10 protein-coding genes are annotated in these 16162 nt (G+C 37.8%); 5 read left to right on the top strand and 5 right to left on the bottom strand.

The features are described from left to right. Window positions 1–47: 47 nt before the first annotated feature. The 3 genes from GSB9_00743 to recG all read right to left on the bottom strand — a co-directional run bounded on the left by GSB9_00743 (window position 48) and on the right by recG (window position 5718). The gene (locus tag GSB9_00743; GenBank protein UKM64196.2) at window positions 48–2216 is read right to left on the bottom strand and encodes a DNA mismatch repair protein MutS; all 2169 of its coding nucleotides are present in this window, start codon (window positions 2214–2216) and stop codon (window positions 48–50) included. A 248-nt stretch (window positions 2217–2464) separates the two neighbouring features. Beyond that, window positions 2465–3472 carry a tetratricopeptide repeat protein gene (locus GSB9_00742; GenBank protein ID UKM64195.1) on the bottom strand — a complete coding sequence of 336 codons (1008 nt, stop codon included), beginning with the start codon at window positions 3470–3472 and terminating at the stop codon, window positions 2465–2467. Between the two features lie 95 nt (window positions 3473–3567). After that, window positions 3568–5718 (bottom strand): ATP-dependent DNA helicase RecG, encoded by a 2151-nt coding sequence (recG, locus tag GSB9_00741; GenBank protein ID UKM64194.1) that lies wholly within the window; start codon window positions 5716–5718, stop codon window positions 3568–3570. Between the two features lie 150 nt (window positions 5719–5868). On the opposite strand from recG, the gene GSB9_00740 reads away from it, so the two are divergent. The 4 genes from GSB9_00740 (at window position 5869) to GSB9_00737 (ending at window position 11560) form a co-directional block, all read left to right on the top strand. After that, window positions 5869–7557, top strand: a complete 1689-nt coding sequence (locus GSB9_00740) for a histidinol-phosphatase HisJ family protein (protein UKM64193.1) — start codon at window positions 5869–5871, stop codon at window positions 7555–7557. Between the two features lie 45 nt (window positions 7558–7602). Then, window positions 7603–9558: a M1 family metallopeptidase gene (locus GSB9_00739; protein UKM64192.1), complete on the top strand. Its 1956-nt coding sequence runs from the start codon at window positions 7603–7605 to the stop codon at window positions 9556–9558. 185 nt (window positions 9559–9743) lie between these two features. Further along, the gene (locus GSB9_00738; GenBank protein UKM64191.1) at window positions 9744–10646 is read left to right on the top strand and encodes a patatin-like phospholipase family protein; all 903 of its coding nucleotides are present in this window, start codon (window positions 9744–9746) and stop codon (window positions 10644–10646) included. 2 nt (window positions 10647–10648) lie between these two features. Further along, complete coding sequence (locus tag GSB9_00737) at window positions 10649–11560, top strand: patatin-like phospholipase family protein (GenBank protein UKM64190.1); 912 nt, start codon at window positions 10649–10651, stop codon at window positions 11558–11560. Window positions 11561–11572: 12 nt separating this feature from the next. On the opposite strand, the gene GSB9_00736 is transcribed toward GSB9_00737, so the two are convergent. Then, window positions 11573–12094, bottom strand: a complete 522-nt coding sequence (locus GSB9_00736) for a hypothetical protein (protein UKM64189.1) — start codon at window positions 12092–12094, stop codon at window positions 11573–11575. Window positions 12095–12100: 6 nt separating this feature from the next. Next, complete coding sequence (locus GSB9_00735) at window positions 12101–13681, bottom strand: FMN-binding glutamate synthase family protein (GenBank protein ID UKM64188.1); 1581 nt, start codon at window positions 13679–13681, stop codon at window positions 12101–12103. A gap of 143 nt (window positions 13682–13824) precedes the next feature. On the opposite strand from GSB9_00735, the gene GSB9_00734 reads away from it, so the two are divergent. Next, on the top strand, window positions 13825–16161 hold the full coding sequence (locus GSB9_00734) for a UvrD-helicase domain-containing protein (protein ID UKM64187.1): 2337 nt from the start codon (window positions 13825–13827) through the stop codon (window positions 16159–16161). Window position 16162: the final 1 nt, after the last annotated feature.

Below are 16162 nucleotides of genomic sequence, written 5' to 3'. Positions count from 1 at the left end.
AGTCGGTACCTCAAGTGTTGTTAGATTCAACAACTTGGTGCTGGCTGTTACTTTTTTATGGCCTCAACCAATTCCAATTGGTCTAAACTCACGTTGGTAGTAAACATGCCATAGTTTACAACAGCTTTGTCTTTTTCAATTTTATCGATGCTGCCAATGGCACGTCCGTCTTCCAGACGTACACGGTCGCCCACTTTTAGTTTAGGTTTTGGCTTGGGAGCAGGTATGTTTTTTTTCTTCTCTTCCTTTTTCTTTTTTCTAATAACCTCTACCTTCTTTTTAACTTCTTGAACAACCTTTTTCTCTTTTGCTTTTTCAGCGCGTTTTTGTTTTGCTGAAACACGTTTTCGTTTGGAGTTTTCAATCTGAACTAACTTAAAAAGTTCAGACATTAGTATTTTTTTCTGCTTATTTTCAAAATATTTTTCGGCCAAATCGTTCACTTTTTGCCCCAGGTAAATTAAGCGCTGGTTGCTGTCGTAAAGTTCTTGGTAGCTTTCTAGTTTCTTTTGTATGCGATTGTTTATTTCCTCTAGTTTTTCGGCTTCCTCACTTTTTTTCTTTTCGTTGGCTTTTAGTGACTGACCTGTTTTTTCAAGTTTACTGCGTTCTTTTTGAAGTTTGGCAATAGTGCGATCAAAACGTACCTTACTGCGTTCAATCTTCTTTTTGGCACGATTAATCAAACTAAAAGGGATGCCGTTTTTTTGTGCCACCTCGAAAGTAAAACTGCTTCCTGCTTGACCGATAACGAGTTTAAAAAGGGGTTCTAAACTGCGCTCGTCAAACAGCATGTTGGCGTTTTGCATAAAAGGCATTTCATTGGCCAACATTTTTAAATTGGAATAGTGGGTCGTGATAATGCCAAAAGCCTCACGGTGGTAAAACTCTTCTAAAAACGTTTCGGCCAAAGCACCACCTAGCTCGGGGTCACTACCGGTGCCAAATTCGTCAATTAAAAACAAGGTGTTTTTATTGCACTTTTTTAAGAAGTAGTTCATTTGTTTTAAGCGGTAGCTGTAAGTACTCAAGTGATTTTCAATAGATTGGTTGTCGCCAATATCGCTTAAGATTCTATCAAATATACAGACTGAACTGCGCTCATGAACGGGGATTAGCATACCGCTTTGCAACATGGCCTGCAACAAGCCCACGGTTTTTAGGGTGATACTTTTTCCGCCGGCATTAGGGCCCGAAATAACAATAATCCGACTTTCGTTTTCCAATGAAATGGTTTGCGGAAAGGTTTTTTCGCCTTTTTCTAAGTTATTCAAATAAAGCAGTGGGTGATACGCATCGCGCAAATACATGCTTTTATCATCGGCAATTTCAGGAAGAATGGCATCCATCGATTGGGCGTATTTCGCTTTCGCGGAAATGACATCGATGTTGATTAAAAATTCTTGGTAGTCCACTAACAAAGGTGAAAACGGACGGATAAAATTGGTGACCTCCTTTAAAATACGAGTAATTTCTTCCTTTTCTTCATATTCCAGATTATTAAGCTCTCGCGTGTGCTGAATAGTGGTTTCAGGTTCAATGTAAACGATACTTCCCGTTTTGCTCCCACCCATTATCGAGCCTTTCACTTTGCGGCGGTACATGGCTTTCACTGCCAAAACACGTTTGTTGTCTACCACTGTTTCTCGAATATCGTCTAAATATTCAAGGCCATGGTATGTGTTTAAAGCTGTTGAAAAACTCGCGTTAATCTTTCCTTTTACTTTGTTGATGGACTGTCTAAGCTCATACAATAGTGCTGAAGCATTATCTTTTATGTCTCCAAATCGGTCAACAATTCCGTTAATTTTTTCAATGAGTACTTTAGTAACTTCAATATGCGAAGCAAACGTATTGAGATGCGGGTAGTATTCTTCAAACTTTTTTAAAAAGCTAACCAATTCGTTTACAGTGGCCGACATGGCCGTAATTTTTTTTAAACCATGAACTTCTAAAAATGTATTTTCGATTTTTAGTAGTTTGATTTCTTTGGCAATTGTATCAAAACCATGATTGGGTATGCGGTTATCGTTATAAAACGATGATACATATTCGTTGGTTAGGTTAAGTGAAAATAGCAGTTTTTCCTTGGTTCCGTAAGGCGATAATTCTAAAGTCCGTTCATGGCCTAGCGGGGTGATACAATGCTCGCTTACCTGTTGTAAAACGGTAGGAAACTCTAAATCCTGTAATGTTTTTTTGTGAATGTTAATCATGGTTATGCTCGACATCAGCGTACTTAAAGTTTGCAAATTTAGTTAATCTGATCGAGACCTGTTAATTTAAAATAAGTTCTTAATAAATAGTTAATTAACAAGGCGATACGATTCTTTAACATATCGATAACATCTGTCGGTTTTATTTCTGGCTACCTTGAAACACAATCAATCAAACTACAACAGTAATTCTAAGCTCAACCAGAAATGGTTGAGTTTTTTGCATTAACTATGAAATATTTTTTAAGTTAGATTTCTCTGCGCTGTCTTCTTAATAATATTTTTGCATAATCTCGGGCTAGTTTGTCACCATAATCTTTGTAAGCACATTGTGCCCATTGTAATGCTAAATTGGTGTTGCCCAATACTTCATGGGAAACGGCTATATTTAATGCTGCGCGGCCAGCGGATTTACTTCGTGGGTATTCATCAACAAGGTGTTTCCAAGCTTCTATGGCCTCATTCCACTTAGCGACTTCAGAAGCGCGCCACCCCAAATCGAATAAATCTTTATGGTTTCCTTTACCTTTTTTGTACATGTCTCTTTTTATACGATAATAGCTAGGCAAAAAACGGTTAATGTAATCTAAACCAGAGGCATAGGCTGTTTCTGAAAGTGCATTGATTGGGGGCGCGCCATTAATCAAATCGAAATTTAAATAGTGTGTTTGCTGATATTGGTCGATAATTGTTTTGGTGTAAGGGTCGTATAACCGCCAATAGCTTTTTACGTTCACACGGGTTCGTGTTGGTACTCTTGGGCTTGGTTTTCCGGTGGTAATAACGGCATTAACTTGGTCGACTACGGCAGCTTTAATAATGTCGGAATTAGAGTCGAAGGTTTCTAGTGCCAATAAAACATCAGCATTTGCCGATTTACATATATCAGAAACTTTATCCCAGTTTATTAGATCAGGCATAGATCGTGTGCCTGTGCCATACATTCGTAGTGAATCGGGAATAATAATTTTGATATAGCCGTGGTTGTTTATTCCGTCGAATACACCTTTTATAGCCTCATCGGAAGCTAATTTGTCGGAGCCCATTATTTCGCCTGTTGTAATAGCTTCAATACTTTCAGATTTTTTGTCTTCCTCTTTTGTTAAAGAACGGTTAACTAACACAATGTTTGAGATATTTTCCGGAAGCGAAACCTGAGGTTCCTGCGGGTAATTTAAATACACATAGCCAGAGCTTCCGCAGGATGTTAAACTGAGGACTATGATGGCTAAGAAGAAAAAGTAATAGTTTTTCATGATAAATTAGATTTGGTTATGGCTTTTAAACAACAAGTGTGCCATTTGTGTTTTTAACTCCCGTTTTTCTAAGGGCTCTTTAAGATAAACAGAGATTAGCTAATGTAATTCCAAATGTTTTTAAACTTACTGAGTTGCTTGTAGGTGTGTAAAATTACTTGGTTTTCGTTGGACGAAAGACTGGGGTCTTCGTTGATGGTTTTTTTTGCAAAATGTCTTGCTGCTTGTAAAATATTTTTGTCTTTTACAATATCGGCTATCTTTAGGTTGAGTACGCCGCTTTGTTGGGTGCCCATAATATCGCCCGGGCCACGGAGTTTCAAATCGACTTCGGCAATTTCGAAGCCATCACTGGTATTCACCATGGTTTCCAAGCGGGTTTTACTATCAGCATTTAATTTATGCCCCGTCATTAAAATGCAATAACTTTGTTCGGCTCCTCTGCCAACGCGCCCGCGCAATTGGTGAAGCTGTGACAAACCAAAACGTTCGGCACTCTCAATAATCATTACAGAAGCATTAGGTACGTTTACGCCTACTTCAATAACGGTAGTTGCTACCATAATTTGGGTTTCTCCCTTTATGAACCGCTGCATTTCATAATCTTTGTCCTCGGGTTTCATTTTGCCGTGTACAATAGAAATTTGATAATCGGGCATTGGAAAATCCCTTGAAATGCTTTCATAACCATCCATCAAATCTTTATAATCCATTTTTTCGCTTTCCTGAATCAAAGGATAAACAATATAAATTTGTCGTCCTTTGGCAATTTCATCCCTTATAAACCTGAAAACGTTTAGCCGGTTTTTATCGAAACGGTGTACCGTTTTTATAGGTTTTCGACCAGCAGGTAATTCATCAATGACCGAAATATCCAAATCGCCATAAACCGACATGGCCAAAGTGCGTGGAATAGGGGTAGCGGTCATAACCAAAATATGGGGTGGGATAGGAGACCCTTGATTATTGTTTGAAGAATTTTCGGTAGACGATTGAGGTGGCCCCTTATGCCATAATTTACTTCTTTGGGCTACGCCAAAACGATGTTGTTCATCAATAATAGCTAGACCTAAATTTTGAAATTTCACTTTATCTTCGAGTAGGGCGTGGGTGCCAACAAGTATCTGTAAATCGCCATTTTCTAAATTTTCATGAATAATTTTTCGTTCTGAAGTTTTAGTTGAACCTGTTAATAGTGAAATACTGATATTTAGAATGTTACATAGTTCGAACAATCCGTTATAGTGCTGAACTGACAAAATTTCAGTCGGAGCCATTAAGCAAGCTTGAAAACCATTGTCAAGTGCCATGAGCATTGACATGAACGCTACTATGGTTTTTCCTGAACCCACATCGCCCTGTAAAAGGCGGTTCATTTGGGCTTGGCTGCCTAAATCGGAACGGATTTCTTTCAAAACTCGCTTTTGTGCGTTGGTTAATTCAAAGGGTAAATGGTCTTTAAAAAAGGTATTGAAGTAATCGCCAACATGTTCGAAAGTAAGCCCTTTTATTTTGCTTTTGTGTAGACGATTTTTAATAATAAGTTGTAATTGGATGTAAAACAACTCTTCAAATTTTAGTCTGAATTGTGCTTTAGCGAGTAGCTCCTGACTTTTCGGAAAATGCACATTAAAAAGAGCTGCGCTTTTTGAAATTAGTTTTAATTCGCTGCGAATGGGTTCCGATAATGTTTCGTAAAAACGCCCTTTGGTTTCAATAAAAAGCTGCTGGATGATTTTAATAATCACCCGATTTGTAATGCCTTTATTGGATAGTTTTTCAGTAGATGGATATACGGGCTGCATGGCCGAACGAATATTTTTTTCGTGTTCGTCTTTTAGCTCTAGCTCTGGATGCGGCATACTGAATTTGCCATTATACCAATTGGTTTTTCCAAAGGCCACGTAAGGTTTATTGGGTTTTAAGTTCTCGCGTATCCATTTATGTCCACGAAACCAAACCAGCTCCATAGTGCCTGTGTCGTCCTGAAACGTAGCGACCAAACGTTTGCCCCGTTTTTGTGCCACTTCCTTAAAAGCTACAATTTTGCCAATCACCTGTACGTCGGCATTGCTTTGTTGCAGTTGGTTGATTTTGTAATAACGCGTTCGATCGATATATCGGTTGGGAAACAGGTTGATTAAATCTTGATAGGTGTGTATGCCAAGCTCCTTGCGCAGTAAATCTGCACGATTGGGGCCAACGCCTTTTAGGTAATCGATGGGTGTTTGAAGGTTAACCGACATGTGGGCGAATTTACGTAATTCAATCAAAATATATCAAGCCTCGATTTTTCATTTCTAGCTGTTAGGCTTAAAAACCGAAACATTTTAGCCCAAAATTATTTTTCATTAGTTAAATTTGACCTTTTTAAGGATAATTAAGTTTATTGACTGATGAGAAAGCTGAACGAATTTATTTGGGAAACACACGGAATTCATGCCGGAACAGAGCAAGACCACGTAAAACACGGTATTGACAAGTTGGAAGATATTATTGATAAGGCGATTGAAGCAAGAAACCCAAGTATTACGTTTATTATTCATTCGCCGCGATTGACCAACTTTAGGTATATTGCTGAGCGCGATACCAACGTAAAATTTATTCGTGGTAACCGCTCCTACTTAAATTACCCGAAGCGTATTGCTAATCTTCGTAAAAAATATGAAGGGCAAATTAATATAAAATACGGTGTTGAGTTAGAATGGATGGGGCCAGATTTAGGTTTGCAATGGAGTCGTTCTAAAATATTCCAGGCTGAAGATGCCGATTATGTTATAGGTTCTGTACACTTTGCACCTGAAGGTTTGCCTTATGATGGTTCTAAAGAGGAAGCTGAAGAACTGCTTAAAATTCGTGGTAGCCTTGAAGCCTATTGGGACGGGTATTTCAATGAAATGATTCAGATGATTGAATGTTTTGGTGATATGATTCAAATTATCGGTCATATTGATTTACCAAAACTGAATGTCGATATGCCTGAAGCCTTAGTGAACTTTGAAACCAGTGCACATCCGTTGGCCAATAAATTCAGAACGCTTTTAGAGTTGATTGCTGATAGAAATTTGTCGCTCGATGTTAATATGGCTGGTAAATTTAAAGGCGTTGGTGTGTACCCAACCCAAAATATTTTGCGCCGTGCCAACGAATTGCAAATACCAGTTTGTGTGGGTACCGATACACACCACGTACGTTATTACGGTTTAAATTATAAGGAAAGTTTAGAATACATCCAAGAAGCAGGTTACGAAAGTTATGTGAGTTATTCGAAATTGATTCCTGAAAACCGTACTATATACGACGACCACGAATTAAAGGTGAAATATACTATTTTGAATAAGGGGATTGAGTTGCTTAACCAAAGGTTGGATGATACGCACCGCCGAATAATCCCTGATTTTTCTTTCGGTGGTTCTTTTTCTGAGTTTTTGGATATTTATAATAATTCCACTGGAATGGGGGATTATAATGCCATTAGAATCAGAAAATGGGGTAAATCCATTACGGTTACCGATGAAGCACCCAGAAGACCAGATAGAAAGGTAAATGGACTCTTTTCTGAGCATATGGATATGCCTGGCGTTATTTCGTCGTTGTTCAATACTTTGGCTTCCGAAGGCATCAATGTGGAGACGGCACGCTTAAAATCAAATCATGATGGTACCGCCGAAGCATTTCTGTCTATAGATAACAGAAATGGTAATATTCAAAGTGCCATAGATTTTATTAATGGTACCGATTCTGGTCTTTTTAAAAACCTAACTTACAAGGAAGATGCACTATTACCGCAATATAACAATGGCGGCGTGTATTTACTTGAAATGGACGGTGTGCGGTTAAATTTGGGGTTAAGTGAAAAAGTAATTCTTACCAAACACCACAATGCTCCAGGAGTTCTGTTGATTTTATTGTCGGCATTGGCTTCAAAAAATATTAATATAAAAGATTTGCGACTCGGTAAACTTAACGAAGTAGGTTACTCGGCTTTGGCCATTGATGGCGACAGTAATGTGGTTAGAAATTTGCTGTCTAAATTGGGCGACCAATATTACGAAGCCAATTTAATTGAGTTTCATAGTTTCTAACTTCTTCTTTTCGTTTTTGGACTAATCTTTGTTATCTTGAAACGCATGAAACGTTTCAGTTTTTTGTTATGCCTTCTTGTAGCCTTTTCTTGGGGGCAACAAACGGATGTTGTTGATTTTAAATCAGCAAATGTTTGTGTGGCTTTTGTTCCCGACTCTTCGAAAGTGAATGGAATTGTCAACTATAAATTTGATATTCTAAAATCAGTAGATTCCATTTTTTTAGACGCTGTTAACATGGATTTTAACCAGGTTTCAATTAATAAAAAGTCTGTAAAATATAGCAATAACGGAACGCAACTTTGGATTAAAAATCATTTTGATGCTGGTAAAACATATCAGCTTGATTTCAAGTATTCTGCTAAACCCAAAAAAGCGCTTTATTTTATTGGTTGGGAGTTCAAAGAAGGAAACAAACAAATCTGGACTCAGGGGCAAGGCAAATACACTAGTAATTGGTTGCCTTCAATCGATGATATGAACGATAAAATTGAGTTCGATTTATCCATTACTTTTGATAAAGGTTATGAGGTTGTTTCCAACGGGACGCTTAACAAAAGAGAAGAGGCTTTTGAAAAATCGGTTTGGCATTACGATATGAAACAACCCATGAGTAGCTATTTGGTGGCTTTGGCCATTGGTAAATACAATAAAAATGTTGAGTATTCAAAAAGCGGCATTCCTTTGGAAATGTATTATTACCCCGAAGACTCACTGAAAGTTGAGCCCACATATCGCCACACAAAACAAATGTTCGATTTTTTGGAAGAAGAAATAGGCGTGCCATACCCGTGGCAAAACTACAAACAAGTGCCGGTTAAAGACTTTTTGTATGCCGGAATGGAAAACACGAGTTGTACCATCTTTTCAGATGTTTTTGTGGTCGATTCTATTGGTTTTGTAGATAGAAATTATGTTAACGTCAATGCCCACGAATTGGCACACCAATGGTTTGGCAATTTGGTGACCGAAACTTCCGGAACGCATCATTGGCTCCAAGAGGGCTTTGCGACGTATTATGCTTTGTTGGCCGAGCGCGATGTTTTTGGCGACGATTATTACTATTGGCGACTTTACGAGTACGCCCAAGAATTGATTGAACAGGATAAATCTGGCCAGAGCACATCGCTTTTAGATCCAAAATCCAGCAGTACCACGTTTTATAAAAAAGGCGCTTGGGTGTTGCATCTGCTTCGTGAAAAAGTAGGAGATAAGGCTTTTAGGGAAGCTGTTAAAAACTATTTGTTGGAGCATCAATTCAAAAATGTTGAGACAGATGATTTTATTTCTGAAGTTGAAAAGGCAAGTGAGCAGGATATGGATGAGTTTAAAGAAAAGTGGTTTATCTCAAAAAAGCTGTATTATGATGAAATGGAAGAGCGGCTTAAAAACGAATCGAAATATATTAAAGATTACTTAAGTGTTAATTGTGAGTTAAGCTGCTACAAGTTTATTCGAAAATCTAAACATGATAATCTAAGGATTAAAATTGTCAACCAATCCATGCATCCTCCTTTTAAAGAGCTAAAAAATGTTGAAAACATAAAAGTACGACAAGCTATAGCTTTATTAAACTCCAATTGGTTAAGAAAATATAAAGAAGATTACGAAACCCTTTTAAACGATAAATCATACGTTACTATTGAAGCGGCTTTGTTCAATCTTTGGAAAAACTTTCCGCAAGAGCGAAAAAAATATTTAAACCAAACCAAGGGTGTTATCGGATTCAACGATAAAAACATAAGAATCCTTTGGCTCACTTTAGCTTTGATTACAGAAGACTTTGAGCTAGAAAATAAATCAGTGTATTTTGATGAGCTTACGGATTATACGTCACCAAAATATGGTTTCGAAACACGCATGAATGCGTTTCGGTACCTAACCCAAATTCAAGCTTGTCAAGAAGATTGCCAAGAACACTTAAAGCAAGCTGCAGGGCATCATAATTGGCGCTTTGTAAAATTTGCAAAAAGCCTAATGCAAGCTCAAAAAGAGAATTAGTTGGTCTCTTGCTTGATGTGGAAGTAGGTGTTATTGAATTTTCAATACTTTACAGCTAAAAGAACAAAAAACACCGTGGAATGAGTGTTTAGCTGATAAACTTTGTGAAGCAGTGCGTATTTCTAGTGGTATTTGTTAGAAAATAATATCTTTATACAACAATTAAACTAGCCCTATCAAATTCAATGAAAGCATTAGTCATTTCTGGCGGAGGAAGCAAAGGCGCTTTTGCCGGTGGTGTAGCCCAATATCTTATTGAGGACTTAAAACGCGACTACCAATTATATATTGGTACGTCTACTGGAAGTCTATTGGTGTCTCATCTGGCCTTAAATAAAATGGATAAAATTAAAGGCGTTTATACAAACGTTAACAACGACAGTATTTTTAGTGTTTGTCCGTTTGTTGTGAAAAAAAAACATGGCACACAGAATATTGCTATAAACCACCTTAACGTTGTTCTAAACTTTTTAAGGGGCAGTAAAACTTTTGGTGAGAGCTTCAACCTGCGTCAATTGATTGAAAAAACACTAACTGAAGTTGAGTTTGTTGAGTTGAAAAAAATGGACTTGGATGTTGTTGTTACCGTTTCCAATTTATCACTTAACCATGTGGAGTATAAATCTATAAAAGATTTTGATTACGACGAGTTTTGTGATTGGATTTGGATATCTTGTAACTATACGCCTTTTATGACACTGGTTAAAAAAAATGGCTGCGAGTATGCCGATGGCGGTATGGGTAACATGGTACCTATAGAAGAAGCTATTAATCGCGGGGCAAAAGAAGTGGATGCCATTATTTTACAAACCGAAGTAACCCAACTAAACCGAATGCCTTCAAGAAACCCGTTTTCATTAATAACCAATATGTTTGGGTTTATGTTAGATCGAATAGAGACACAAAATATTAAAATTGGAAAATTTGTAGCTTCCCATAATAATGCCATTATAAATTTCTATTACGCACCTACCATATTAACAACAAATTCCCTGATATTTGACAAAGAAAAAATGACCCAATGGTGGGAGAACGGTTATAATTTTGCAAAATTTAAGAATAAAGAAACCAGTCAGTTAGAAAATTAATTATGAAGGCACTTGTGATTTCAGGGGGGGGCAGTAAGGGCGCTTATGCAGGAGGTGTAGCGCAATATTTAATTCAAGAAGAGGGTAAGAACTACGATTTGCTTTTAGGGACGTCTACGGGAAGTTTATTGGTACCCCATATAGCCGCGGGAAAGATAGAAAAGATTCACAGCGTATTTACCAACGTGAATCAAAGCAATATATTTAGTGTTAACCCATTTGTAATTCGTAAAAAGGGCAATCGTGAATTTGTTTCCATAGATTTTTTGAATTCCCTTTGGCAGTTTATAAAGATGAAACGCACTTTTGGAGAAAGCAAAGCCTTGAGACGATATATAAGAAAGCACTTTACTTACGAGGAGTATCAATTAATAAAGGAAACCAAAGAAGATGTTGTTGTGACAGTCTGTAATCTTTCAAAAAATGGTGTGGAATATAAATCGATCAAAGATTTTAGTTATGATGAATTTTGTGATTGGATTTGGATTTCGTGTAATTATATTCCGTTTATGTCTCTGGTAAAAAGAAACGGTTTTGAGTATGCCGATGGCGGGTTGGGGTGTGTCGTGCCTATCCGTGAGGCTATTTTGAGAGGTGCAACAGAGATTGATGCCATTATATTAGAATCCGAAAATATGGAGTACAATAAAGTTTTGGGAAAAAATCCTTATTCTTTAATGATAAATTTGTTTGGGCATTTGTTGGATCAGGTAGAGCGCAGCGATATTTTAATCGGAAAATTAGCAGCAAAAAATAAGGGTGTTAAGTTGAATTTGTATTATACGCCTTCTAAGCTTACTGAAAACTCGTTGATATTTAATAAAAAATTGATGACCGAATGGTGGCAGCAGGGGTATTTCAATGCCAAGCAAAAATTTGAAGAGGCGCAATCAAACGAATTCCGTGTGGAGTAACGCCAGTGCTTTTTACCAGATTTCAGAAACCTCCTTTTTTATAAAAGATAAAGCGGCATCGCTTGGTGAGCGGCGTTCCATCATTTCGGTTAAAACAATTTCCCTAAGTTTGTTAGCAGTTTCCGCTTTTTCCTGCATATTGGCTTTTCTTATGAGTTGAATAGTTGCGTTTTTAGCAGTAGTTATAATATTCCAGCATTTGTCGCTAATATAAATTTGTTGTGATAAGTTGTGTTCGTATTCTTGTTCAATGTTTTGTATAAGTAATAATTCATAATCTTCTTTATTTGAAGTCATTGGCTGAACTCTAACTAGAAGTTTTGATGGGGCAATGCGTTCTAAAAACAGAGCCATGCGTTCGTAGGCTTGTAACCGTAAAGGCATCGCATTTACTTGCAGGTCTTTTTTTAATAAAAACCGACGCCGACCATCTTCATTTTTAGTGTGTTCCCTAAAAAAATAAAAGGCAATGACACCCGTGATTAATGCAGGAATAGCAAATAAAAATAAATCAATGATTCTGGAAATTTCCATAGGAGGTTAAGTGTTTTTTAGATTGGTTTCAATTTGTTTACCTCCCAAATATAAACAATCTTTTAATTTTTGCATACCATTAAAAGGAACCGTGGTTTTTTCATACATGTAAGTTCTGTTTAATTCCTTGGAAAGGTTATGGTCGTCTACATTCATCTCGATGTCCCGCATTGTAAACTGGCAAGGGTGCTCGTATCCTGCAGCATGGGTAATTTCAATAAATTCTTTTCTAAAGGTTTTGAAATATTGTGCCAAACGAGCTGATTTTAATGTTGTGTCAATACCATTTTGAAGCCATTTGTTTTGCGTCGCAACCCCGCTGGGGCAACGATTGGTATGGCAAATTTGAGCCTGTATGCACCCAATGCTCATCATAGCTTCACGAGCAACATTTATACAGTCGGCGCCCATTGCAAATGCCATAGCTGCTTTTGCAGGAAACCCGAGTTTTCCACTACCAATAAAAACAATGCGTTCTGTTAATCCGTGGTTTTGAAAAAGCTTGTAAAGGTCACTAAAACCGTAAACCCATGGCAACGATACGTGGTCGGCAAAGCTAGGCGGAGCTGCTCCAGTGCCGCCTTCACCGCCATCAACGGTAATAAAATCAGGACCTTTTTCAGTTTTTAACATGATACTCGCCAGTTCTTCCCATTGGTCTAATTTCCCTATAGCGGCTTTTATGCCAACTGGAAGGCCTGTGGCCTTGGCAATATCTTCAATAAAATTAACCATTTCCTCAACAGTAGAGAACGCAGAATGGTTAGATGGCGATAACACGTCCTTGCCTACTTCAACACCTCTTGTCATGGCAATTTCGTGAGATATTTTGGCTCCAGGTAAAACACCGCCTTTTCCGGGTTTGGCCCCTTGGGAAAGTTTCACTTCAATGGCTCGTATAAAAGGGTTGTCATTAACAAGTTTTATTAATTTATCCATTGAAAATTCTCCATTACCGTCGCGAACACCAAAATAGCCCGTGCCAAAATGAAAAATAACATCGCCGCCATGGCTGTGGTATGGCGATAAACCGCCTTCGCCCGTGTTGTGGTAAGCTCCTGCCATTTTAATCCCTTTATTTAAAGATTCTATAGCTTTTGCCGATAGCGACCCAAAACTCATGGCCGAAACGTTAATTACAGAGGCTGGTCTGTATGGTTTCTTGCGTTTGTTGAATTCGCCCATTACTTTGGCGCAAGGTAAAAATGTCTTGTCTGTTTTGTTTGGGTGGTTTTTGGACATTTTAAACGGCATCATGGCATTGTTGACAAAAATGTGTTGATGCGCATAAATATCTCTATCGGTACCAAAACCTTCATAGTTGTTTTCTTTTTTTGCCGATGCATAAATCCAACTCCGCTCAATTCTGTTAAAAGGAAGCTCTTCGCGGTTATTGGCAACAAAATATTGACGCATTTCTGGTCCAATGCCTTCGAGCAAATAACGTAAATGGCCTATAATAGGAAAGTTGTGGCTTATAGTGTGTGCTTTTTGGATGAATATATCTCTAATGGCAATTAAAACTAAAACAATAAAAATCCATCCCCACCAAGGAATGGTTGATAAAAATGAGAAAATAGAATCCATTAAAATAGGTTGTTTAGAGTTTAAATATATTCAAAATATGTTAATGCTAAATAATCGAGGTTCATTGTTTATAATTATTAATAAATCAAATGAAATAAACGCCCATTATTGGTTAATTTCACGTCGATAAAATTGATGATGATTTGGAAAAGTATTTAAGCCAGTTGAACGATGCACAGTTAGAGCCAACCATACAAATTGAAGGCCCCATGATAGTTATTGCGGGGGCCGGATCAGGAAAAACGCGTGTACTTACTTTTAGGATAGCTTATATGATGAGCAAGGGCATAGACCCTTTTAATATTTTAGCTTTAACGTTTACCAACAAAGCAGCGCGCGAAATGAAAGAGCGTATTGCGCAAATTGTTGGTGCCAGTGAAGCCAAAAATCTATGGATGGGAACGTTTCACTCCGTATTTGCCAAAATATTACGTATTGAAGCCGATAAACTGGGGTATCCTAGCAACTTCACCATTTATGATACTCAGGATTCCGATAGGTTAATTCGAGATATTATCAAGCAAATGAACCTTGACAAAGATGTTTATAAATATAAGCAGGTGCGTTCTAGAATTTCCTCCTACAAAAACAGTTTAATAACGGTTCGAGCCTATTTTCAAAACCCCGAATTGATTGAAGCCGATACCATGGCCAGAAGGCCTAGGTTGGGCGATATTTACAGAGAATATGTAGATCGCTGTTTTAAGGCAGGGGCTATGGATTTCGATGATTTGCTGTTAAAAACCAACGAACTGCTCACCCGATTTCCGGATGTATTGGCAAAATATCAAAACCGGTTTAAGTATATTTTGGTTGATGAGTATCAAGATACCAACCATTCTCAATATTTGATAGTCCGCGCGTTGTCTGATAAATTTCAAAATATATGCGTTGTGGGCGATGATGCGCAGAGTATTTATGCTTTCCGAGGAGCGAACATCAACAATATTTTAAATTTCCAAAAAGATTATGATGACGTTAAAGTGTTTAGGCTTGAGCAAAATTACCGTTCAACCAAAAACATTGTTAATGCGGCAAATTCCGTGATTGATAAAAACCAAACAAAGCTTGATAAAGTGGTTTGGACGGCCAATGATGAAGGAGGAAAAATTAAAGTGCACCGGTCTCTTACAGATGCCGATGAAGGCCGTTATGTAGCCAGTACCATTTTCGACAACAAAATGAACCATCAGTTGGGTAATAGCGATTTTGCAATTCTTTATAGGACCAATGCACAATCGCGTTCTATAGAAGATGCTTTGCGTAAACGGGATATTCCTTACAGAATATATGGAGGAACCTCCTTTTACCAGCGTAAGGAAATCAAGGACGTACTTTCGTATTTGCGTTTAATAATTAATCCAGCAGATGAAGAAGCTTTAAAACGTGTTATCAACTTCCCGCCTCGGGGTATAGGCCAAACAACTATAGATAGATTAATTGTTGCTGCTAATGGTTACAAACGCACCATGTTTGAGGTAATGAAAAACATCGATAAAACTGATGTTAAGGTTAATTCGGGCATTAAGAATAAACTTCAAAATTTTGTAACACTAATTGAAAGTTATCAAGTGCTGAACCAAACCGCCGATGTTTTTGAACTTGCTGAACATGTAACACGAACTAGCGGACTCATAAAAGAATTCAATAAAGATGGTACACCGGAAGGCGTGGCCAGGATGGAAAATATTGAAGAGCTTTTAAACGGTATGAAAGATTTTGTTGAAGGCCAGAAGGAGTTGGCAGATGCTACAGGGTCTTTGGCTGAATTTTTAGAAGATGTGGCCTTGGCAACCGATATGGATAATGATAAGGACGATGGCGATAAAGTAGCATTGATGACCATTCACCTTGCAAAAGGTCTTGAGTTTCCCTATGTTTATATTGTTGGTTTGGAAGAAGATTTATTTCCAAGTGCGATGAGCATGAATACGCGGAGCGAGCTGGAAGAAGAGCGAAGGCTGTTTTATGTGGCATTAACACGTGCCGAAAAACAAGCCTATTTAACCTACGCTCTGTCACGTTATCGTTGGGGAAAACTGGTAGATTCAGAACCCAGTCGTTTTATTGAAGAAATAGACGAACAGTACCTAGATAATGTAACACCTGTTGAAGAACGACGAATAAACCCAATGCTTTCTGCCGATATTTTTGGAGATGTAGAACCCAATAAAGTGCGTTATAAACCAGCTAAACAGGCCCCAATGAAAAAGGGCAGGCCAAAAGGGGAGCAAGAAAAATTTCAAGTGTCAACTCCTAAAAAGCTTAAGCCTGTTTCGCAAACTAATGGTAGCGGAAATACAAATTTATTTGACGGTAAACTTGCTGTTGGAAATATGGTAAAACACGGTAGGTTTGGAACAGGCGAGGTGTTAAAGATAGAAGGTGCAGGAGCAGATACAAAGGCTGAAATAAAATTTCAGCATGGCGGCGTGAAGAAATTGTTGTTGCGTTTTGCTAAATTAGAGGTTGTAGGATAGT

It is taken from the genome of Flavobacteriaceae bacterium GSB9 (assembly GCA_022749295.1).
Taxonomy (GTDB): domain Bacteria; phylum Bacteroidota; class Bacteroidia; order Flavobacteriales; family Flavobacteriaceae; genus Flavisericum.
This window is presented reverse-complemented; position numbering and strand designations above follow the sequence as displayed.

Coding starts and splice junctions, on each gene's coding strand:
- GSB9_00737 (UKM64190.1), top strand. CDS start 10,649: ATGAAGGCACTTGTGATTTCAGGGGGGGGCAGTAAGGGCGCTTATGCA.
- GSB9_00736 (UKM64189.1), bottom strand. CDS start 12,094: ATGGAAATTTCCAGAATCATTGATTTATTTTTATTTGCTATTCCTGCA.
- GSB9_00742 (UKM64195.1), bottom strand. CDS start 3,472: ATGAAAAACTATTACTTTTTCTTCTTAGCCATCATAGTCCTCAGTTTA.
- GSB9_00743 (UKM64196.2), bottom strand. CDS start 2,216: ATGATTAACATTCACAAAAAAACATTACAGGATTTAGAGTTTCCTACC.
- GSB9_00735 (UKM64188.1), bottom strand. CDS start 13,681: ATGGATTCTATTTTCTCATTTTTATCAACCATTCCTTGGTGGGGATGG.
- recG (UKM64194.1), bottom strand. CDS start 5,718: ATGTCGGTTAACCTTCAAACACCCATCGATTACCTAAAAGGCGTTGGC.
- GSB9_00740 (UKM64193.1), top strand. CDS start 5,869: ATGAGAAAGCTGAACGAATTTATTTGGGAAACACACGGAATTCATGCC.
- GSB9_00739 (UKM64192.1), top strand. CDS start 7,603: ATGAAACGTTTCAGTTTTTTGTTATGCCTTCTTGTAGCCTTTTCTTGG.
- GSB9_00738 (UKM64191.1), top strand. CDS start 9,744: ATGAAAGCATTAGTCATTTCTGGCGGAGGAAGCAAAGGCGCTTTTGCC.